Origin of the sequence: Sorangium sp. So ce327, assembly GCF_051530205.1 — a bacterium.
Lineage (GTDB): Bacteria > Myxococcota_A > Polyangia > Polyangiales > Polyangiaceae > Sorangium > Sorangium cellulosum_B.
On sequence record NZ_CP150330.1, the window covers coordinates 4992358 to 5013030 of the forward strand.

At 68.6% G+C, this 20673-nt stretch carries 13 protein-coding genes; 3 read left to right on the forward strand and 10 right to left on the reverse strand.

Annotation, left to right across the window (positions count from 1 at the left end; all coding sequences use genetic code 11):
- Positions 1 to 33: 33 nt before the first annotated feature.
- The 8 genes from WME95_RS18675 to WME95_RS18710 all read right to left on the reverse strand — a co-directional run bounded on the left by WME95_RS18675 (position 34) and on the right by WME95_RS18710 (position 10728).
- On the reverse strand, positions 34 to 1005 hold the full coding sequence (locus tag WME95_RS18675; protein ID WP_437553354.1) for an ABC transporter substrate-binding protein: 972 nt from the start codon (positions 1003 to 1005) through the stop codon (positions 34 to 36).
- Positions 1006 to 1088: 83 nt separating this feature from the next.
- The gene (locus WME95_RS18680) at positions 1089 to 1787 is read right to left on the reverse strand and encodes an L-ribulose-5-phosphate 4-epimerase (protein ID WP_437909714.1); all 699 of its coding nucleotides are present in this window, start codon (positions 1785 to 1787) and stop codon (positions 1089 to 1091) included.
- 10 nt (positions 1788 to 1797) lie between these two features.
- The gene (gene araA / locus WME95_RS18685; protein ID WP_437909715.1) at positions 1798 to 3303 is read right to left on the reverse strand and encodes an L-arabinose isomerase; all 1506 of its coding nucleotides are present in this window, start codon (positions 3301 to 3303) and stop codon (positions 1798 to 1800) included.
- Between the two features lie 11 nt (positions 3304 to 3314).
- Positions 3315 to 5009, reverse strand: a complete 1695-nt coding sequence (locus WME95_RS18690) for a ribulokinase (RefSeq protein WP_437909716.1) — start codon at positions 5007 to 5009, stop codon at positions 3315 to 3317.
- A 308-nt stretch (positions 5010 to 5317) separates the two neighbouring features.
- Entirely contained in the window at positions 5318 to 5686 is a 369-nt protein-coding gene (locus tag WME95_RS18695; protein ID WP_437909717.1) for a hypothetical protein, read from the reverse strand.
- 194 nt (positions 5687 to 5880) lie between these two features.
- On the reverse strand, positions 5881 to 7305 hold the full coding sequence (locus WME95_RS18700) for a M64 family metallopeptidase (RefSeq protein WP_437909718.1): 1425 nt from the start codon (positions 7303 to 7305) through the stop codon (positions 5881 to 5883).
- Between the two features lie 298 nt (positions 7306 to 7603).
- The gene (locus WME95_RS18705; protein WP_437909719.1) at positions 7604 to 9040 is read right to left on the reverse strand and encodes a DUF1552 domain-containing protein; all 1437 of its coding nucleotides are present in this window, start codon (positions 9038 to 9040) and stop codon (positions 7604 to 7606) included.
- The gene (locus WME95_RS18710) at positions 9037 to 10728 is read right to left on the reverse strand and encodes a DUF1592 domain-containing protein (RefSeq protein ID WP_437909720.1); all 1692 of its coding nucleotides are present in this window, start codon (positions 10726 to 10728) and stop codon (positions 9037 to 9039) included. The genes WME95_RS18705 and WME95_RS18710 overlap by 4 nt, the downstream gene beginning before the upstream one ends.
- An 848-nt stretch (positions 10729 to 11576) precedes the next feature.
- Between WME95_RS18710 and WME95_RS18715 the strand changes: the two genes are divergently transcribed.
- A complete protein-coding gene (locus tag WME95_RS18715) occupies positions 11577 to 12629 on the forward strand; it encodes a LacI family DNA-binding transcriptional regulator (RefSeq protein WP_437553365.1) in 1053 nt (350 codons plus the stop codon).
- Positions 12630 to 12970: 341 nt separating this feature from the next.
- Positions 12971 to 14188, forward strand: a complete 1218-nt coding sequence (locus WME95_RS18720; protein ID WP_437909721.1) for an endo-1,4-beta-xylanase — start codon at positions 12971 to 12973, stop codon at positions 14186 to 14188.
- Between the two features lie 235 nt (positions 14189 to 14423).
- On the opposite strand, the gene WME95_RS18725 is transcribed toward WME95_RS18720, so the two are convergent.
- Together WME95_RS18725 and WME95_RS18730 are read right to left on the reverse strand one after the other, a co-directional pair.
- Complete coding sequence (locus WME95_RS18725; protein ID WP_437909722.1) at positions 14424 to 15659, reverse strand: vWA domain-containing protein; 1236 nt, start codon at positions 15657 to 15659, stop codon at positions 14424 to 14426.
- A 516-nt stretch (positions 15660 to 16175) separates the two neighbouring features.
- The gene (locus WME95_RS18730) at positions 16176 to 17438 is read right to left on the reverse strand and encodes an ADP-ribosylglycohydrolase family protein (RefSeq protein WP_437909723.1); all 1263 of its coding nucleotides are present in this window, start codon (positions 17436 to 17438) and stop codon (positions 16176 to 16178) included.
- 294 nt (positions 17439 to 17732) lie between these two features.
- Between WME95_RS18730 and WME95_RS18735 the strand changes: the two genes are divergently transcribed.
- A complete protein-coding gene (locus WME95_RS18735) occupies positions 17733 to 20498 on the forward strand; it encodes a DUF2961 domain-containing protein (protein WP_437909724.1) in 2766 nt (921 codons plus the stop codon).
- Positions 20499 to 20673 lie beyond the last annotated feature (175 nt).

Below are 20673 nucleotides of genomic sequence, written 5' to 3' on the forward strand. Positions count from 1 at the left end.
CGGCGGCCTTCGCGGCGCCGCCGTCACGCGCGCTCAGTACTTGCGCTTCGGGAACTCCTGGGCGGCCGTCTCCATCGGGAAGACGCCCTCCTCGGTGACGATGCGCTTCGGCAGCTGCTTGCCCGCCATCAGGTCCTTCACAGCGGTCATCAGCTGCGGCCCGAGGAGGGGGCTGCACTCGACCGTCACGTTGAGCTTGCCGGCCATCATCGCCTCGAACGCGCCCTTCACCGCGTCGATCGAGATGATGAGGATGTCCTTGCCGGGTTTGAGCCCCGCCTCCTCGATGGCCTGGATCGCGCCGATCGCCATGTCGTCGTTGTGGGCGTAGAGGACGTTGATGTTCTTGCCCTCCGCCTTGAGGAACGCCTCCATGACCTCCTTGCCCTTGGCGCGCGTGAAGTCGCCCGTCTGCGAGCGGATGATCTTGAACTGGGGCTTGTCCTTGATGATCTCCTCGAACCCCTTCTTGCGATCGATCGCGGGGGCCGAGCCGACGGTGCCCTGCAGCTCGACGATGTTGACCGGGTCCTTCTGGTCCTTCGTCTTCTCGACCAGCCACTTCGCGGCGCGGCGGCCCTCCTCGACGAAGTCCGACCCCATGAAGCTGACCCAGAGGGTGTCGTCCTTCGTGTCCACCGCGCGATCGGTCAGGATGACGGGGATCTTGGCCTCCTTGGCCTCGCGCAGGACGGGCTCCCAGCCGGTCTCGACCACGGGCGAGAAGGCGATGACGTCGACCTTCTGCGCGATGAACGACCGGATGGCCTTGATCTGGTTCTCCTGCTTCTGCTGCGCGTCGGAGAGCTTGAGATCGATCCCGGCCGCCTTGGCGGACTCCTCGATCGACTTCGTGTTCGCGGTCCGCCACTCGCTCTCCGCGCCGATCTGGGAGAACCCGAGCGTGATCTGCTTATTTTCCTTCTGACAGCCCGGCCCTACCAGGATCAGCGCCAGCCCTGCCAGCGCCACCATCCCCGTGGTGACAAAGTTTCTCCTCTTCATGGCGCAGCTCGTCTCCTCTCGTCCATCGCCTCGTTCCATGAGGCACCTGAATCATCCTCGCCGTCGTCCCCCGACGTCCGGCGTCACTTCTGCCCGTAATACGCTTGCTTCCCGTGCTTCCGGTCGAAGTGCTTGCGCACGAGCGCGTCCGGCAGGCGCGCGGCGCCCGGGTGGATCGTGCGGGTGATGAACGCCATCCTCGCGATCTCCTCGAGCACCGCCGCATTGTACACGGCCTTCTCGGCGTCCTCTCCCCACGCGAACGGACCGTGTCCCGCCACCAGCACCATGGGTGTGTGAAGCGGGTTACGATCCCTGAAGCACTCGATGATCTGCTTCCCCGTCTCCGTCTCGTAGTCGCCCTCCACGGCGTCCGGCCGCATCACCTCGGTGCAGGGTACGTCCTCGGCCAGGTGATCCGCGTGCGTCGTACCGTAGATCGGGATCGGCGTGCCTGTCTGCGCCCATCCGGTCGCGTAGGTCGAGTGCGTGTGCACCACGCCACCCAACCCGCGGAAGCTCGCGTACAGAACGATATGCGTCCTGGTGTCCGAGGAGGGGCGGAGGTGTCCCTCCACCACCTTCCCCTCGAGATCGACCACGACCATGTCGTCGGCCGACAGCCGATCGTAAGGGACGCCGCTGGGCTTGATCGCCAGGACGCCCCGATCTCGATCGAACGCCGAGACGTTGCCGAACGTGTAGATCGCGAGCCCTCGGCGCGGGATCTCCATGTTCGCCGTGAAGGCGCGCTCGCGCAGCTCTCGATAGGTCGCGCTCACGTCGTGGCCCTCAGTGCGCCAGCCGGTAGGCGAGATCGTTCCAGCGGAGCTCGTTCTTGAGCGAGCGGATGTCGGTCCCTTCGCCGATGCGGACCAGCTCCACGCCGGCGATGGAGGCGAAGTCCTCCACGTGCGCCATGCTCACGGCGCGGCTGTAGGCGCAGTGATGGGCGCCCCCAGCCAGGATCCACGCCTCGCAGGCGAGCCTGAAATTGGGCTTCGGGATCCACACCGCGCGCGCCACGGGCAGCTTCGGCATCGCCTTGTCGGGCGCCACCGACTCGAGCTCGTTGGCGACGATCCGCATGCGGCCGCCCATGTCGATCATGGCAACGTTCACAGCGGGCCCGATCCCGGCGTCGAAGACGAGCCGGCACGGGTCCCCCTTGCCGCCGATCGAGAGCGGGTGGATCTCCAGCGACGGCCTCCCGGCGGAGATCGACGGACAGATCTCCAGCATGTGGGCGCCGAGGACGCGCTCGTGCCCCGGGACCAGGTGATACGTGTAGTCCTCCATGAAGGAGACGCCCCCGCGCAGCCCCGTCGCCATGACCTTCAGGGCGCGGACCAGGCCGCAGGACTTCCAGTCGCCCTCCGCCCCGAAGCCGTAGCCGTCGTTCATGAGGCGCTGCACGGCGAGGCCGGGGAGCTGCTTGAGACCGTGCAGATCCTCGAACGTCGTGGTGAAGCCGCCGAAGCCGCCCTCCTTCAGGAAGGAGCGCATCGCCGCCTCCTGCCTCGCCGCGTACCGCAGATCCCCGTGGCGATCTCCGCCCCTCCTCAGGGCGGGAGCGATGGTGTACGCCTCGTCGTACTCCGCCACCAGGCGATCGACCTCGCGCTCGTCGACCTCTGCGATGCGCCCCACGAGATCGCCCACGCCGTAGCCGTTCACCGACCAGCCGAACTTGACCTGCGCCTCGACGCGGTCGCCGCCGGTGACGGCCACCTCTCTCATGTTCATGCCGCCGAAGCGCGCGATCTTGAGCCGCCGCGCGTCGGTGATGGCGCAGGCGGCGCGCGCCCAGATGTCGAGCTTGGCGAGGACGTCGTCGTCCGTCCAGTGGCCGACGATGACCCTCCGGTCGATGCGCAGGCGAGCGCCGATGTACCCGAACTCGCGGTCCCCGTGGGCCGACTGGTTCAGGTTCATGAAGTCCATATCGATGCTGTCCCAGGGCAGCTCGCGGCCGTACTGCGTGTGCAGGTGCGCGATCGGCTTCTCCAGGCGCTTGAGCCCCGCGATCCACATCTTCGCGGGCGAGAACGTGTGCATCCACGTGATCACGCCGGCGCACCGCGGCGACGCGTTGGCCTCGCGACAGACGGCGAGGATCGCCTCGGGGCTCTTGAGCGTCGGCTTCCAGACGACCCTGACCGGGAGCTTGCCCGAGGCGTCGAGGGACGCGGCGATCTCCCGCGCGTGTTCGGCGACCTGCTTCAGCGCCTCCTCACCGTAGAGGTCCTGACTGCCGGTCAAGAACCATACCTCGAAGCCTTCTCGAAGATCCTGCATGGCGATCCCGCTCATTGCGTCAACTCCCTCTCAACAAACGATCCCAGCGCGACGTAATCCCGGTACAGCGCGTCATAGAGCCTGGCGCGCGTGGGATCCGGCAGATACCGGGCCTCGGTTCCAGGCGACATCGCGCGCTGCGCGTCCTCGACGGTGGCGTGAAGGCCGGCGGCGGTCGCGGCGAACATCGCCGCGCCCAGCGCGACCGGCTGCTCGCCGGCGCGGACCTCGACCGTCATGTCGAGCACGTCCGAGAGGACCTGCATGGTGAGGGGGCTCTTGCGGGCGACGCCGCCGACACCGATGATGCCGTCGATGCGGAGCCCCTCGGATCGGAACCGCTCGACGATGGCGCGCGATCCGAAGGCGATCCCCTCCACGAGCGCGCGGTAGATCCGCGGCGCGTCCGTGCCCAGATCGAGGCCGACGATGGCGCCCTTGAGCCGCTGGTCCGCGTCCGGGGTCCTGCGCCCGTTCAGCCAGTCGAGCGCCAGCACGGAGCTCCGCGCCGGCGGGATCTCCGCGGCCGCCCGCTCCAGCTCGGGGATGATCCGCTCGATCGCCGCATCGGCGAGCGTCACGTCGGCGACCGTCGTCCGGAGCGAGTGGCCTTCGCCGGGCAGGGCAGGGAGGATGGCGAGGAGCGGCCAGCTAAGGAGCTGCTTGAACCAGGCAAAGACGTCGCCGAAGGCGGACTGCCCCGCTTCGTAGCCGATCGCACCCGGGATGATCGAGCCGTCGACCTGGCCGCAGATCCCGGCGACGAGGACCTCCGGCGCGCCGGTCTTCGGCACGACGAGCATATCGCACGTGCTCGTGCCCATGACCTTGAGCAGGCGGTTCGGCTGGATGTTGCCGCCGACCGCGCCCATGTGCGCGTCGAAGGCGCCGACGGCGACGACGACGTCGTCCGGGATGCCGAGCGTCGTGGCCCACCCGGCCGAGATCGTCCCGAAGGGCACGTCGGCGGTCCAGGTCTGCGAGCCGAGGGTGGCCTTGAGCGCGGGCAGGCGCGGATGGAGCCTCGCCAGGAACTCGTTCGAGGGATAACCGTCGAACTCGGGGTGCCACATCGCCTTGTGCCCGGCGGCGCAGCGGCTCCGCCTGATCTGCCGGAGGTCGTCGGTGCCGGTCAGGACGGCGGGGATCCAGTCGCAGTGCTCCAGGACGGTGACCGCAGCGCGCGCGACCGCCGGGTTGGTCTCGAGGACGTGGAGCACCTTGGCCCAGAACCACTCGGACGAGTACACCCCGCCCTCGTACTTCGTGTAGTCCACGCCGCCCCAGGTCCGGGCGACGCTGTTGATCCGCGCCGCCTCGGCCACCGCGGTGTGGTCCTTCCAGAGGATGAACATCGCGTCCGGGTCCTCCTCGAAGCGTGGGCTGAGCGCGAGAGGCCTGCCCTTCGCGTCGGCCAGGACCGGCGTGGACCCGGTCGTATCGACCGCGATCCCGCGCACCTGCGCGGCGACGTCGCCGCCCGCCTGGTCCAGCGCCGCGCGGATGGACGCCTCCATGGCATGCAGGTAGTCGAGCGGATGCTGGCGGAACCGGTGCGCGCGCGCGTCGCAATAGAGGCCCTGCGCCCAGCGCGGGTAGGGCGCGACCGAGGCCCCCGCGAGCTCGCCGTTCCGCGTGTCCGCGACGACCGCCCGAACGGAGTCGGTGCCGAAATCGATCCCGATGACGAATGTTCCCTTGCGCATGACGACCCGTAAACCGAGCTAAGCCAGTAAGGATGTGCCCCGGGTTAAATGTGAACGTTCACAATGTGACTGTCAATCACAATCTGCTGGATCGCGACGCTTCTGCCGTCCCGGAGGATGAACCAGGCTGCAACTCTCTTCTCGTGCGGTGAGGCCGGGAGGGGGCGATGGTCCGCCGGCTCACGCGACGACCACGACCACGACCACGACCACGTGAGCGTTCACGTTGGTGACCGATGGTGGTGGAGGGGGGCTTCGCGCCCTGAGCGTGATCGAACGAGCTTGGCGAACGCCTGTGGGGAAGCGGCTCAGCCGCCTTCGAGGCAGATCCTGCGCACGAAGCGCCTCACGGTCGAGGCGCGATGCTCGGCGTAGTAGCCATCCGCGGCCGCTCTCGACGCCTCGCCCGGCGCGTCGAGGCAGTTTGCGATGATCTCGTAGCCGTCCTGGAGATGGTTCGGGTCGCCGGGATGCGTGCGACGATATTCGTGCACGAGCTCCCGCATGCGCGCGCCGTTCCGCGCGCTCATCGCGTCGTTGAGCAGCCCGATCAGGCCGTTCTCATGCTGGATTTCGACGTGGCGCTGCGTGATGGGGTGGGGGTGGGCGGGGCCTTCGTGGCGGTCGTCAGGGCTCGGCCCGATGACGGGCAGGTCGTCGATCGCCGCGGCGAGCACGGTGCTGCCGGCCGACGCCCGTGGTTCGTTCGACCCACGGCGCGACGTTGCCTCGCGCGGCGCCTCCTCTCGCGACGTCTCCTGCCGAGAGGAAGGCAGCCGTCGCGCGTCGGGCTCTCGAGAGCGATGCACGAGGTAAAGCGCCGCGCCGAGGAGCAGCAGCGCGGCGACGGACCAGCGCGTGCGCGCCGACCTCATGGAATCGTCACGGTCCACGTCACCGTCTCTTGCGAGCGGGGCCAGTTGTCGCGACCCCAGCAGGGATCGTAGTAGCGGGGATTGGTCGAGGGAGGAGGGTCGAGGCACTCGCCGCTGCGGTAGCGCACGAGCTCTTCGCCGGCGTTGTCGTAGGCCTTGGCGACAATGGTGTGGGTGCCCGAAGCGAGGCCCGCCGCGGCGACGTTGTAGACGGGGCCGCCGTCCGTCGCGATCACCTCGCCGTCGAGCGTCCAATCCACGCTGATGACGTCGGGATCGATCACCTTGACCGCGAGCGTCGCCGGATCCGTGACGGCCCCTGCGGGCGGTTCGACCGAGTCGATCGGCCTGATGCGCATCCAGATGTCCATGATCATCTTCTCGCGCGAGACCGGGTTGAAGCTCGTGTCCTTGTTGTCTCCGAACAGGCTGTTCATCATCGAGTTCGAGGACGGGCGGTACTGTCCGCTATCCACGTAGCGGCTGCCGATGAACGTGCCCTGGACACCCGTGGCGTCGGTGGCGTCGTACTCCAGCCACTTGTCCCATTTGCCCGCCGTCGTCGTGCAGTTGCCCGTGGTGTTCACCTCGACGTACTCCGTGCCGCCGCCGCTGCACGTGTTCGCGCCGCAGGCAGAGCCCGTCGCCTTGGCGCAATACTCGTCGGCGAGCTGATGGAAGCCGTGGCCGCCTTCGTGCAGCGCCGCTCCGGCGGCTTCCTCATGCCCGCCGGACCAGAGCATCCAGGCCGAGCCGGTGTTCCACCAGCGATCGTTGTTCAACACGATGGCGTGCCAGTCGACCTCGAAGTCCTCGGGGAGGTTCGCCTTGAGCGCCTGATCCGCCGCGCGGGTGTCGCACTCCGCGAGGCGGCTCTCGTCGTCGCCCGTGCAGCCGAGCGCTCCAGGGATGCCGTTCGAGCGGCTGACCAGCTTGACGGCGCAGATGTTGACGAACTTGCGATACCTGCCGTACGGCTCGCCGATCGGGCTGCTGAAGCGCTTGGCCATCGCCTCCTCGATGTGCTCGAGGTACGTGGTGTTCACGGTCGTGGCGTCGTAGCCGTCGCCCACGATGACGTAGTTGATGCGGTTCTCTGGTGGGCCCGCGCTCTCGATGGCCACGCCGTTCGCGCCGCAATCGAGCACGTAAGCGGAGTCGCCTCCTCCTGTGCCGCCGGGCACGAAGCTCCCCCCTGCGCCCGTGCCGGTCGAGCCGCTCTGGGCCGCGCCGCCTGCGCCGCCGGAGCCCGGAGCTCCGCTGCCTGTTGCTCCGCTGCTCACAGAGCCGCCGGAAGAGGAGGTGCTGCCCTCCGACGGGCCCCCGCCGTCGGTCGTCGCCGCGGGGCTGTCCGACGCCTCTCCGCAGGCGCAGAGCGCCACGACGCTCAAGAGGTGCAGGTGGAAGCTCGACCTCATCATGTTCACCTCACGACGTTTCGCAGGCGACGTCCACGCCGAGCTCCACCGTATCCCATCCCCGAGGCTCCCCAGGCGTCAACCAAGCCCGTTCGGTCACGCAGGGCACGAAACCCGCCCCCTTCACCCACCCTCGTTCACCAACGTGAACGTTTACGTGGTCGTGGTCGTGGTCGTTCACGTGGTCGTGGTCGTTTACGGCCAACCGTTGACGACCACAACCACGTGAACGTTCACGTAAACGTTGGGATGTGGGAGGACTCGGCGCGAGGCTAGGTTGACGGCTACGTCCGGCCCACGGTCACCCGAACAGCCCCTCGATCGCCGTGGTGTGCGTGTCGTTGTCCCCCATCACGAGATCCGGGACCCCGAAGGAGCCCGCGATCGCCATCCACAGGTCGTTGGTGGAGCGGCCGCCGCGGTTGCCGTTGGTCCACACCTGCCCGCCGCGGAGCTTGGTGCCCTCGCCGCCGAACAGCACCCACGCCATCTTGTCCCAGTTGTGATGCCGCGTGCCGACCTCCGTGATGTACGGGACCAGCGTGGTGTCGAGCAGCGTCCCGCCGGCCACGTCCTTCGTCTCCGCGAGCTCCTTCAGGAAGCCGGCGACGTAGCCGGCGTAGAACTCTTCCACCCGCGTGAGGAACTCGAGCGTGTCGGGCGTATCGGGATCGTGGCTCGTGGTGTGGTGCACCTTGAAGATGGCGGAGTTGGGCGGCCACAGCTCGCCGAAGCTCACGTGGTTCGTGCCAGGGGACCACTGGAACGTGACCACGCGCGTCAGGTCGCAGCGGAACGCGGCCTTGATCACGGCGAAGTGCAGGGCGCCGATGCGCGCGTGCTTCACGTCGTCGCGCTCGTTCACGACGTGCGAGCTGCCGTAGGGATCGATGTGCCCGCTCACCTGGATGACCTCGGGCTCCTGGGGCATGCCGCAGGTCGCGGGATCCCTCGGGTCCGCGTCGAACTCCGCCTCCACCTCGCGGATGGCGGCGGCGTGCCCCTCCAGCGCGTCTCGCTGGGAGCTCGGCGCGAGGCTCTGAAGGCGCTTCAGGTCCTTCATTGCGAAGTCCAGCACGCTCTTCTTCTGCAGGCGCGCCCGCGCCAGGGCGTCCAGGTTGTCGTCCGTCGGGCCGCCCGGCATGAGCGTGCCGAACACCCGCCGGTACACCTCTTGCGGCTGGTAGTAGGGCTTCATCGGCGCGCGTGCGCCCGAGTAGGACATGTGGCGGGTCGACACCTCGGGCGTGTCGGCGCGGTTGTCGCAGGAGACCTGGAGGGACGCGATGGGCGTGCCCTGGAGCTCGGCCGCCTGCTTCACGAGCAGCTGGTCGATGCTGGGCGCCTCGGCCATCGGATCGTCGCCGCCGTTGCCCGGGTACAGCTGCTTGGTTCGCGTCCCCGTGCACATCAGCACCGTCCCGCGCTCGTGGCCGCCGCCGACAGACCCCTCGTGCGGCAGCTTCAGGTCGCGCATCACGACCATCCGAGACTTCATGGCCTCGAACGGGGTCAGGATGCGGGAGAGCGTGAAGTTGGTCCCGTTGCCTTGCGGCCAGTAGTTCTCGTACACGGTGCCCACCGGGCGCTGCACGATCAACAGGCGCCTCGGGGGCGCCGCGCCCTCGGCGGCCGACTCGAGGCCCTTGAGCACCGTCATGAGACCCGCGGCGGCGCCGATGCCTTGCAGGAAGCGGCGGCGAGACCATCCGTAAGAAAGGTTGTAGCCCACGGTCATTCCTCCCTGGCGCGCTCGGTCAGCGCGGGCGACGCCACGATGGCTTTCACGACGTTGGTCAGCGTCCGCTGGCCCTCAGGCAGCGCCTCGATCACGCGCTCGACCTGACAGTCACGGGTCTGGAGCGCCTCATCGTCCGTGCCGTAGGTCAGCAGATGCCGGGTGATGCAGGCGGCGAACCCGTCGTTCTGCGCGACGGCCTCGGCGAACTCGACGGCGCTCGAGTAGCTCCCCGCGACCTCGGCGATGTTGCCCAGGTTGACGCGCGCGTCGATCGGCTCCCCGTCGAGGGTGTCGCGGTACCGGCCGACCGGATCGTAGTTCTCGAGCAGCAGGCCGAACGCGTCGAACTGGGCGTGGCACGCGGCGCAGGTGGAGTTCGCGGCGCGCGCGTCGGCGCGCTCGCGCTCGGTCATGTCGGCCTCGAGCAGCTCCTTGATGGCGTCCGAGAGCTCCTCCGGGGGCGACGGGATCTTCCCGAGGCAGAGCAGCGCGCCGCGCACGAAGAGCCCTCGCGCCACGACGCTCGTGTTGTCGGTCCGGGCCAGCGCCGCGAGCAGGCCGGGCTGCGTGAGGATCCCGGCGCGCTCGTCGGCCGGCAGCTCGACCTTCGTGAACTCCTCCGGGCTCGCGCCCGTGTGCTCCACGCCGTAGACCTCCGCGAGCACGCGGTTCACGAACGTCTCCCTCGTGGTCAGCAGGGCCGACACGTCGGCTTCGCGGCTCCACAGCAGGTCCTCCAGGAGCAGCTCGGTCTCGTGGAACATGCTCCCCTGGAGCGCGGGGGTGTACTCGGGGAAGAGCCCTGGATCCTTCTCCGTGCCGAAGAGGTTGCTGAGCCCCCACGCCGCGATCAGCGTGGTGTTCAGGCTGCTGCGCGTCTCGGGTTTATCGAGGAGGCGCTCGGCCTGGCGCGCCAGCTCCTCCGGATCGTTCAGGGCGCCGGAGTCGGCGGCGGCGGCGAGCTCCGCGTCCGGCAGGCTGTCCGTCAAGAAGAACGAGAGCTCGCTCGCGACCTCGTGCGCGGCGAGCTTCACCACGTCACCGTCCGCGGCGCCGCCGAGCTCGGTGCGGTAGGAGAAGGAGGGGGACGCGATGAGCGCCTCGAGCGCGAGCGAGACGCCCCGCTCGTAGCTCTGCTCCTTCCCGAGCGCGTAGACCGACCACAGGTTGTCAAGCTCCGTCTGGTCCACGGGCCGGCGGAACGCCCGTTGCGCGAACTTCGTCAGGAACGTCTTGGCGCAGGCGTCGTCTCCGTCGGGGGCGCACCCCGTCACCTGCTCGAAGCGCCCCGAGATGCTCTCGGCCGCGTAGGCAGCCCTCGCGAGCCGCGTATGCACAAGGGAGGTCCCCACGACAAGGCCCTTCTTGGCAAACGGCTTCGTCCGCGCGTCCGGCGCCTGTTCCGCCTCGATGGCCTCGTCCCCCAGGAGATCCCGGATGGCGTTCATGAACTGCAGGTCGGCGAGCAGCACGACCCGCCGTTCGAGCCGCGGGTTGCACACGGCGTCTCCGCCGCCCGAGGAGCTCGTACCGCCGCCCGTCGGGTTCGCGCCGGCGCTCGAGGAGCCCGAGGAGCCCGAGCCGCCGGCGCCGATGTCGCCCACGCACCCTGCGACGAGGAGCGAAGTGCACGCGGCCGCTCGGAGCAGCCGTGAGGCTATCCCGCTGTGAATGGATGTTTCCACCTTCCATCGATCACACGCGGTGTCAGGACCGCTATCGTGGGAAGATTTCATGGCTCCGGCTGCGCGACCTCGGCCATCGAGCCACCTCGGCGCTTTGCGGGGCGCGCGCCTCAAGGCGGCGACCAATAAAGAAGATAATTTCACACGATCCCTCCTGTGAGTCCGCCCTGCTGTGTGAAAAAGTGCCTTCCTGACGTCCGGGGCTGCGGTAGATGAGCTGGCGCCGCGCCGCGTAACACCTACACGAGCCGCCGCTGCCGCGCGGCCGACCCCAATGGGTCGGTGGCGCGGGAGGCGAGCGCACCGCGCAGCAGGTTAGACCCGCCGCCTCTCCTCGCGCTGACATCAATGACGAATGCCCCGGTGCGTATGACGTACGACGACGACCTGACCGGCGCAATGCCTAAGGATGTTTCCCAGATTGTGAACGTTCACATATCGAATGTCAACTAGAATCGACCGATGCCCAGCGATTTCTGAACCGGTTGAGTACGAGGGCCGGCGGCGCTCCTCCGGAGCGCCGCCCTCGTGGGGAGGAGAGGCCTGGCCGCGGACCCTGTCGACGTGGCCAGGCCGGCCGGCAGCCGTCGGCACGCCGTTCGCATGGGCCAAATCTGACAGCCGGCGTGAAATCTGCGGGATCGATCGCGGCTCCACCGGGAATGGCATCTACGACGACGAACGACCAGCGTCGGTGCCGCGCTCCAGTCCGATGGCGACGATCCCCGGCGCGCACCCGCCCCGTGACGCGAAAGCCGAGTGAAATGAAGAATCCCGAACAATTTGTGAACGCTCACATTGAAGAACTCCGTTCCAATCGAGCGGCCCGCGACTATCCTCCCGCGCCGATGGCTGAGAAATCTCTTCCGGAGCGCCGCGTCAAAAGGGGCGGCGGGCGGCGGGCCGCGGTCATGGTCGACGTGGCCAAGCTCGCTGGCGTCTCGTATCAGACGGTCTCACGCGTCCTGCACGACAGCCCCCACGTGCGCCGCGACACGAGGGAGCGGGTGCTGGATGCGATCCGCCAGCTCGACTACCGGCCCAGCTCGGTGGCGCAGGCGCTCGTGACAGGGCGGTCGCGGACGCTCGGTGTGGTCAGCTTCGACACGACGCTCTACGGTCCGGCGTCGACGCTCCTGGGGCTCGAGGAGGCGGCGCACGACGCAGGTTATGGCGTGAGCATCTCCAGCTTGAAATCGTTCAGCCGCGCGCCGGTGCTGGAGGCCGTGCAGCGGCTGCGGGACCAGGGGGCCGACGGCATCGTCGTGATCGCCCCGCAGCGGTCTGCGGTGGACGCGTTGCGCCACGTCACCTCCGATGTGCCGGTGGTCGCGGTCGAGGGCGGTCCGGACGACTCGGTGCCGGTGGTCGCGGTCGACCAGCTCGGGGGGGCCGTGTCCGCGACCCGCCACCTGCTCGATCTGGGCCACAAGACCGTGTGGCACATCGCCGGCCCGACCGACTGGCTCGAGGCCGACCAGCGCATCGACGGCTGGCGCTCGGCGCTGCAGGCGGCCGGCGCCGAGGTCCCGCCGCTCCTGCGGGGGGACTGGAGCGCGCGCTCCGGCTACGAGCTCGCCCCGCAGCTGACGCGCACGCCGGGCGTCACCGCCGTGTTCGTGGCCAACGACCAGATGGCGCTCGGCCTCCTCCGCTTCCTCCACGAGAACGGGCGCGAGACGCCGCGCGACCTCAGCGTCGTCGGCTTCGACGACATCCCGGAGGCGGCCTACTTCACGCCGCCGCTCACCACGGTGCGCCAGGACTTCTCCGAGCTCGGGCGCCGGTGCCTCCACGTCCTGCTCGGGCAGATCGAGAGCGGCCAGCGCTCGTGGTCGCGGGTCGTTGTCGAGACCGAGCTCGTCGTGCGCAAGAGCACGGCCGTCCCCCGGCGCCGGTGAGACCGTGCGCGCTCTGCCGTACCAGCTCCGTGATGTGTTCACGGACCGGGACTTTATCGGTTAAGTCATGGGTACCGAGCTGGGCTGCCGCTTGAATCGCAAAGTTGCCTCGCGATTGCAACATGCGCTGTCGATGCACGTTTCCTGTCAGCCAGGAACTGCAAATGTAGGAAGCTTCGCGCGCGTGTCGTGATCACTTCCAGGTGTGGCGGGAATCATCCGTCGCGAGTTGCACGGCGTGCGTATCGCTAAGTGTGGGCGCCGCCGTTCGTGCCGCTGCCCCCCGGCTTTCTCGCTCCCCGCTTCACCAACGACAATCGTCCGACTTCCGGAAGTCCAACATGAACAAGAAGCTTTCTTCTCGATTGCTGTGCAGCACGGCGTGGATCGCGCTCGGAATGGCGACCCTCTTTGGATGTGGCGATGGGGGCGACGGGGTTGACGACGGCGTGGGCGGCTCGGGCGGGGCAGGGAGCACCGGCACCAGCGCCGGCACGAGCTCCAGCAACGGCACGAACAGCAGCTCCAGCGCCAGCACGACGGCCGGCGTCGGCCCCGCCACCAGCAGCGGCTCGGGCGATCAGGGGACGACCAGCGCCACCTCCGGCGCCGCGACCACGGGGGCCGGCGGCGGGGACGCTTCGACCAGCGCGTCGACCAGCGCGTCGACCGGAACAGGCGGAACCGAGCCCGAGGGGAAGTTCGTCGGCAACATCACGACGAGCGGCGCCGTGCGCGACGGCTTCGCGAAGTACTGGAACCAGATCACGCCCGAGAACGAGGGTAAGTGGGGCTCCGTCGAGAGCTCCCGCGGGAACAAGGACTGGAGCTCGCTCGACAGGACCTACAAGTACGCGCAGGACAACAAGATCATCTTCAAGCACCACGTCTTCGTGTGGGGCAGCCAGCAACCCTCCTGGCTCGGGAGCCTCTCGCCGGATGAGCAGAAGAAGGCTGTGCGGAGCTGGATGGAGGAGTTCTGCAAGCGCTACCCGGACACGAAGTACATCGACGTCGTCAACGAGCCGCCGCCCCACACCACGCCTTCGTACACGGCCGGCCTCGGCGGCAACGGCGCCAGCGGCTGGGACTGGATCGTCAACTCCTTCAAGTGGGCTCGCGAGTTCTGCCCGAACGCCGTTCTGATCCTCAACGACTACAACAACATCGAGTACGAGAACGAGCACAGGCACTTCAAGGACATCGCGAAGAAGGTGATCGAGGCGGGCGCCCCGGTCGACGCCCTCGGCGCGCAGGCGCACGACGCCTTCAAGATCAACACCAATACGGTCAAGGGATACATCGACTCGCTCGCCGAGCTGGGCAAGCCCGTGTACATCACCGAGTACGACATCGGCGAAGCGAACGACAACCGGCAGAAGCAGATCATGGAGGAGCAGTTCACCATGTTCTGGAATCACCCCAAGATCCCGGGGATCACCCTGTGGGGTTACATCGTCGGCAAGACGTGGAGGAACGGCACAGGCCTCCAGCAGGAGAACGGCACCATGCGGCCGGCGATGCAGTGGCTGATGGACTTCCTGGACCGTGGTGGCTGACGCGGAGCCGGCGCGCTGAGCTGGACGAGCTCCTCGACCGGATGAGCTCGGGCGCGCTCGTATCTCGTACGGATGCGGGCGCGCTCCCTCCAGGTCTGCGTCGGTCTCTCTGGCCTGAGCCGGGTTCACGATCCGATCCTGGATCGTGAACCCGCTCGCTGGCTGCGTATCGCGAGGCGAGCAGCTGGTTGGCGCCTCCTCGCGAAGACCCGTGTCGGTCAGCGAGCGTCGTCGATCACTGGGGCACTTGGATCACGTCCTCGCAGGTGAAGTCGACGCCCAGCGAGACCTCGACGTCGGCCTGAACCACGGCGCAGGTATCGTCGCAGAGGACGATCGCCGTCGGGTTCGCAGGGTCGTCGTAGCGCCACGTCCCCGCGGCCGCGCAGGCCTGGTCATACGTGAGGGTCGTCGGCATGTTGCTCGTGGCGCTCGTGTAGGTCACGTTGACCTTTTGCTTGTCGAAGCTCCTCCCGTCGGGCGGCGGCGGGATCGGGATCGTGCACGAGACGGCGGCGCCGCGGATCTTCTCGATGGCCGTCTTGAACGCGGCGATCGTCTCGTCTGGGTTGCCGGTGTTCAGCATGGATGCCTCTCCCGTGCCGCCCGCCTCGGCGATCTGGTGCAGGTTGGTGAGGCTAGGCGGCGCGTCTGCTTCCCCCTGCGGACTGTCGACCCCGATCACGAAGGTCGGGATGTTGGCGGCGCGCGCCGCGTTGACCTGCGTCACGACGGCCTCGAGCGTGTCCGCCGCGCCCCCGCACAGCTGCGGATAGCCATCGGTCACGAGCACGATCGCATATTTCCCGGGGTTCTGCTGGCGCTGCGCTTCGATGAAGGCGAGGGTGCCTTCGACCGCGAATACCGTCGGCGTGGTGGTGCGCCACGTTCTCGAGCTGCTGATCTCCGGCTCGATGGCATCGATCGCCATGCCGAACGCCGGGGAGGGCAGCGGCGTCATCGGGACATGCGGGGTCAAGTAGATGTCGGCCTGGCACGCCTGACGCGCCGCTTGCGCGCCTGGGAAGAACGTGAGCGACGCCTGGAACCCGGCGGACGAGGGATCCACGAAGAACTGCTTCGTCGCGATCGCGACGGGATCCCACTTGAGATCCTTCCTGCGCCACTCCACGTCGCTCGCTGTCATGCTGGCCGATACGTCGAACGCGAACGCGAGGTACACCTGTTGAAATCCGGCCTGGGACGACTGGGTGGCGCACGCTTCCCCCGCGCCCGTCGAGCTCCCGTTGCTGCTTCCGGTCGCGCCGGAGCCCCCGCCCGAGCCCGCGCCGCTTCCGTTGCCGAAGGTGTCGTCATAGCCGGTGCTGGTGCTGGTGCTATTGCCGGAGCCAGAGCCGGAACCGTTGCCGGTGCCGTTGCCGGTGCCGGTGCCGGTGCTGCTCTGCGAGCCGGCGCTGTCCCCGTTGCCGTCGTTGGCCCCGCCGCACCCCGCGCCGATCAAAGCCACCATTGGCAATGCAATGGCTATCCTAGGCAATCTCATGAGCCGACTCCTTCTGGAACGCGTGCCAGCGCGGTCCGCGGGCACGAAGTTAGTTCGCGACGAGAGGTCTCCAGAGGCGGAATTTTCCAGTGCATGCCTCGCCGGAGCCCCGGGATCGATGACGAGTATAATCGATGACGCTGATCTTTGCGCGGGATACGGTCTGGCGGAGCTCCTTGCGGTAAACGTCTTCATCGTGCAGCGACGCTGCACGCGTTGGTCGTCAAGAGCAGCTCGCGTGCGCCGGTCGCCTTCTGGAAAATCGACCCCACGCAAAGATTCATCCACGTGTTGAATTGCCCCGGCGGCGCTGCGGCGCGCCGGGAGAGAACAGATGCGATTCGGGTTCGCAAAGTACACCGAGAATACCGAGGAGGTGCCGACCGGAGAGGGCCTCTGGAAGACCGCTGGACCGATTAAGATGCATCGGTACCGGCCACCGGCGCTACCTCGCGGATGGCCCGAGGCGCCTTGAGCGCCAGGTCATCTCGCCGGGCGAGGAGCGCGAGGCCGCGGCTCGGAACCGGGCGCGGCGCGCGCGCCGGGTGCTGTGCCGTCGCGGGCGCGAGGCGGGACGACCCATCGGGTCGGCTCGACCTGGCCGCCTCCCTCCCGCACGGCGAGGTCGACAAGCGTGGCCATCCTCGTCGCTACCTCCGTGAAGGTGTCCTCGGCCTCGCGATCCTGCGGAAGCCGGTCCGGCAGGGTGGGGCGCGTGCGATGGATACGATATCGGTCGGACAGGCGCGCGCCGGGGAAGGCGCGGCGCAGCTCCTCCATCCCGCCGATGAGCGCAACGAGCGAGCCCATGGTCGCCGTGCCGTTGTCGGAGTCCCAGCCGGACAGGGTACCGATCTGTACGGTGCGCCGGAAGCTCCCCTCACCGAACAGGAGGGCCAGCGTCGCGGTCGCCAGGTTGATCGCGGATTCCGTGAACCCCCGATAGACGAAGCCATGCGCCGAGGCCCGCTCCTGGTAGCGATCCGCAATGGCGTCGCGGGCGCGCTCCCAGTCGTCGCGAGCCTCGGCGCGATCGCTGGTCGATAGATAGGCGGACAGCACGAAGTCGATGACGTCGGCGGCCTTGGACTCCGCCGGCAGGTAGCTCCTGGCCTCACGGACGATCCGCACGATCTCCTGTCGCCGCGGCTTCTCCAGATCGACGGTCGTCGCGAGCGAGAAGAGGAGAACATGGAACTCTGCGGCGTGCGCGGCGTGATCGCGCGCGGTGGTCCGGATGGGGAGGTCGGCGATCCGCAGCGCCAACTCCGGCATGCCGGGCGCGAGGGCGCCGAAGATCTCCGTGGTGAGCTGGGCGTCGATCTGGAGCGCGTCCGGGTTGAGCGCCGGATCGCTCGTCGCGGGGGGCAGCAGGCCGCGCTCGAGGAGATCGCGCGCCCTCCGGTTGGAGACCCAGATGAAGTCGTTGATGTGCGCGCGCCATCCGTCCCGGATCCGCTCGGGGGAGAGGAAGAGCGTCCCCGCCTCGGTCATGAGGTGGAGGTAGACATACTCGATGTCGGTGTCATCGTCGGCCGGGCAGGGGTCGAGGAGGACGAAGTCGATCGGCGCCCCGTCGCGCCCCAGGGGCTTTCCCCAGTCAGCGTCGGTGAAGAAGGGGCGCTCGATGCGGACGCCCTCCGTGCGAAGCCCTGTCCAGTTGGCGATGCACGCGCCAATCCACATCGCGCGGAGCCGCTCGGCGTAGGCTGCGCGATCGAGCTGGAGCCGCGGCCTCGGGGACATTCCCGGGGCGTCCCGTTGCTCCATGGGAGCGGCGAGCGCGCGGCGCGGCGCGTCGCCGGCGCCCGCGAGCGGCGATAGAGAGAGGAGCGCGAGCAGGAGGCCGCGCGCGCATGCGCGTGGCCCGACGCTGGGCGAGCCTTCGACAGGGCGTCGATCGCGGCGGGTGCGCATGAATTACCCCCCCCTCGAGTGCGCGATCGGTGCGTCGCGCATGTCCTCGCTTCGCGGCGGTGCAAGCGTAATGCCTCGCCGAGCCCGCTCCCCTGGCGTCGCTCGCGCCATTAGGTTTCGATCATGAACGCCGGAAGTCTCGATGGGCGCGGCGCGCTCCTGGACCGCCTTGTCTCGAGCGCGGCCCGCCATCTCCTCGGCGCGTCCCTCGCCATTGCGCCGGGCGCCGCGTCGATCACGCCGGTGCTGGAGGATCTCCTCTCCTTTCATCCCGGGTGGATGACACGGAGCGTGACAACGCATGACCCGGCAGGGGGCAACGATGATGGATATCGCCCGGGGGTCGCGCTCGAGGGGGACCACCGGGTTCTGTTTCACGCCCGCGGGGAGGGGAGAATCGCGCGCATCTGGATGACCGCCCCCCGCGCGGAGCTCGAGAGGCAGGACCAGGAGATCTGGATCGAGATCGACGGACACACGGCGTTCCGCGGGTCGCCGGGCGATTTCTTCGGAGGCAGGGGCCCCTGGAGATCGCCTCTCGTGCTCGACGTGGACGCGAGCTCGGGCGCGTATACCAGCTACGTCCCCTTCGCCTGGTCGAGCGAGGCCAAGGTCCGCTTCCGGGGCGTTCCCATCTATTACCAGATCACGTACCGCGAGGGCCCCGGGGCCGCGTCGGGACCGACGCCCGAGGAGCTGTCGCGATTCATGACGGAGGACTGGACAGCCACCCTGCCTGCCCCGCCGCGCCGGGAGAGCCTGAGCGCCAGCGCGCCGCTCGTCCTGGCGACAGGCCCCGCGACCGTATCAGGGATCGACGTTCACATCCCGGCGGGGAGCTTGAACGACCTCTCAGTGAGGATCGGCGGACAGCCGCCCATACCAGCGTCGTTCTTCTTCGGCCTCGCCAGCTCGGGCACCGACGCCGACGGCGGATGGACGACCTTCCGGAGCGCGCTGCACGCCGCCTGGACGCCCGACGCCAGAGGGGCAGGCAGGCTCGCGACGCGCCTGCCGATCCCGCTGGCCGAAGGCGAGGTGCTCTCGCTCGAGGCCGCGCCCGGGCAGGAGATCGCGGGTGTCGAGGCGGCCGTCGACCTCGCGCCCGCCCGCCGAGGCGTGCGGCTGATCGCGCAATACCGCGATCAGATGGCCCCCGGACGCGAGACGACGATGCCCCTCTTCGAGAGCGATGAGCCGCTCCAGTTCGTCGCGCTTCTCGAGGAGATCAGCGGCGGCCGGCCGAACGATCGGACGTACCTCGAGGGCGACGAGATGATCCGCACCGACGGGATGTCGCACCCGCTGCAGATAGGGACCGGCACCGAGGACTACTTCAATGGAGGCTTCTATTTCCTGGGCGCGCACCATAACCCCTTCAGCGGGCTGCCCCGCTTCCTCGTCGTCGATCCCGAGGATGGATGGAAGAACGCCACGTTCGTCCATTCCCTGTACCGCCTGCACGTGGCCGATCCCATCGTGAGCCGCTCCGGTCTGCGCTTCGGCATCGAGGCCGGGCCGACCGGCGCCTACACGCCGCTGCGGGTGCGCTCGCTGGGCCTCTCTTACGCATTCCCGGAAGTTCAGGTGATCGGTGAGCAGGAGGTCCGTGCGGCCGGGCGGCGGCGGCTCGTGCATTCGGCCGTCGACGCCGAGCGGCTGGAGCTCCGGCGGCGATCCTGGTCCAGCGAGGGCCGCGGGATCACCCGGATCGAGGTCGCTTGCCCGTCCGATGCGCGCGGCCTGCTGCTGCTCCGAGCGTACTCCGCGGCGAACGCCCCGCAGACGGCGCGCGTGAGGCTCGACGGGCGGGAGGTCGGCGTGCTCCACGAGATGCAGGCGAACCCTGTCCGGTCGCTCGCCGAGGACGCGCTCTGGATCGACCTCCTCCCCGAACAGTGCGGCGCAGGCAGGCGCCCGGTCCTCGAAATCGACGCGACACGCTCCCCGGCGCCCTGGAGCGAGCGGGGTTACACGCTGCGGTTCTTCTCCGGACCTCCCACGCCTCAGCTCACGCAGGGGCCCGCGGTGAAGATCTTCGATTCGGAGAGCATCCCCGGAGGGCCGTTCTATGTGAACGATCACTCGATGATCCAGCTCGCCGACGGCCGCTGGATCCTCAGCGGGATCTTTCACCTCGAGCCTTATCGACCGGACGCCGAGCGTGAGTTCGTCCTCGCCACCGCGCCTGGCCCCGGGCCGGTGAGCTGGATGGAATCCGTCTCACCGAGCCTCACGCTGGCGCCGGAGCGCTCCTCGATTCGCGCCCTCTCCGACGAGCGCTGGATCTGGGCCCCGCACATGGTCCGGGACCGGGACGGCAGCCTGGTCATGATCTTTCACGTGGGCACGCACGACCCCGACCGATCCGGCTTCCGGATCGCGCGCTCGCGCGACGGGTTTACCTGGAGCCGCGAGGGAGGGACGCTGTTCGAGGACATCTGCGTCGCCCGCGATCCGATGCTCGCCCGGCTCGGCGATCTGTGGGTGGTGTACTATACGCGCTGCGCGTCGATCGAGTCGCCCCTGAGCGGCGTCGCCTACCGCACGTCGCTGGATCTCTTCCACTGGAGCCCGCCGGCCATGGCGCTCACGCTCGGGCCGGAGACGGCGATGCGCAACAGCGGTTATACCGAGTCGCCGTTCGTGTTCGAGCGGAAAGGGTGGTTTTACCTGACGCTCACTAGCTATCCTGTCGACTACGACGCCACGTTCGTCTACCGCTCGCGCTCGCCGTTCGCGTTCCCGCCGCGCGCCGTCGCCCGGCTGCGCGCTCACGCGGCCGAGTGGGTCGCGGAGGGCGGCGACTTCGCGTCGGGGCGCCTGTTCTTCACGCACGCAGGGGCCGGGAAGGGCGGCGTGTTTCTCCAGGAGCTCCTCGGCCTGTGAGGCGAAGGCGGCGCCGCCGAGCTGACTGAGCGGCGCCGTCCGACCCGGCTCGACCTGCGCGCACGCTCGCCGGTTCGACCCGGGTGAATGACGAGCTGCAGGCGAGCGTGGCGCCGGGATGAGCTTGCCTGCGCCGGGTGCAGCCGAGAACTCCCATGGTGCTTGTCGGACGGAT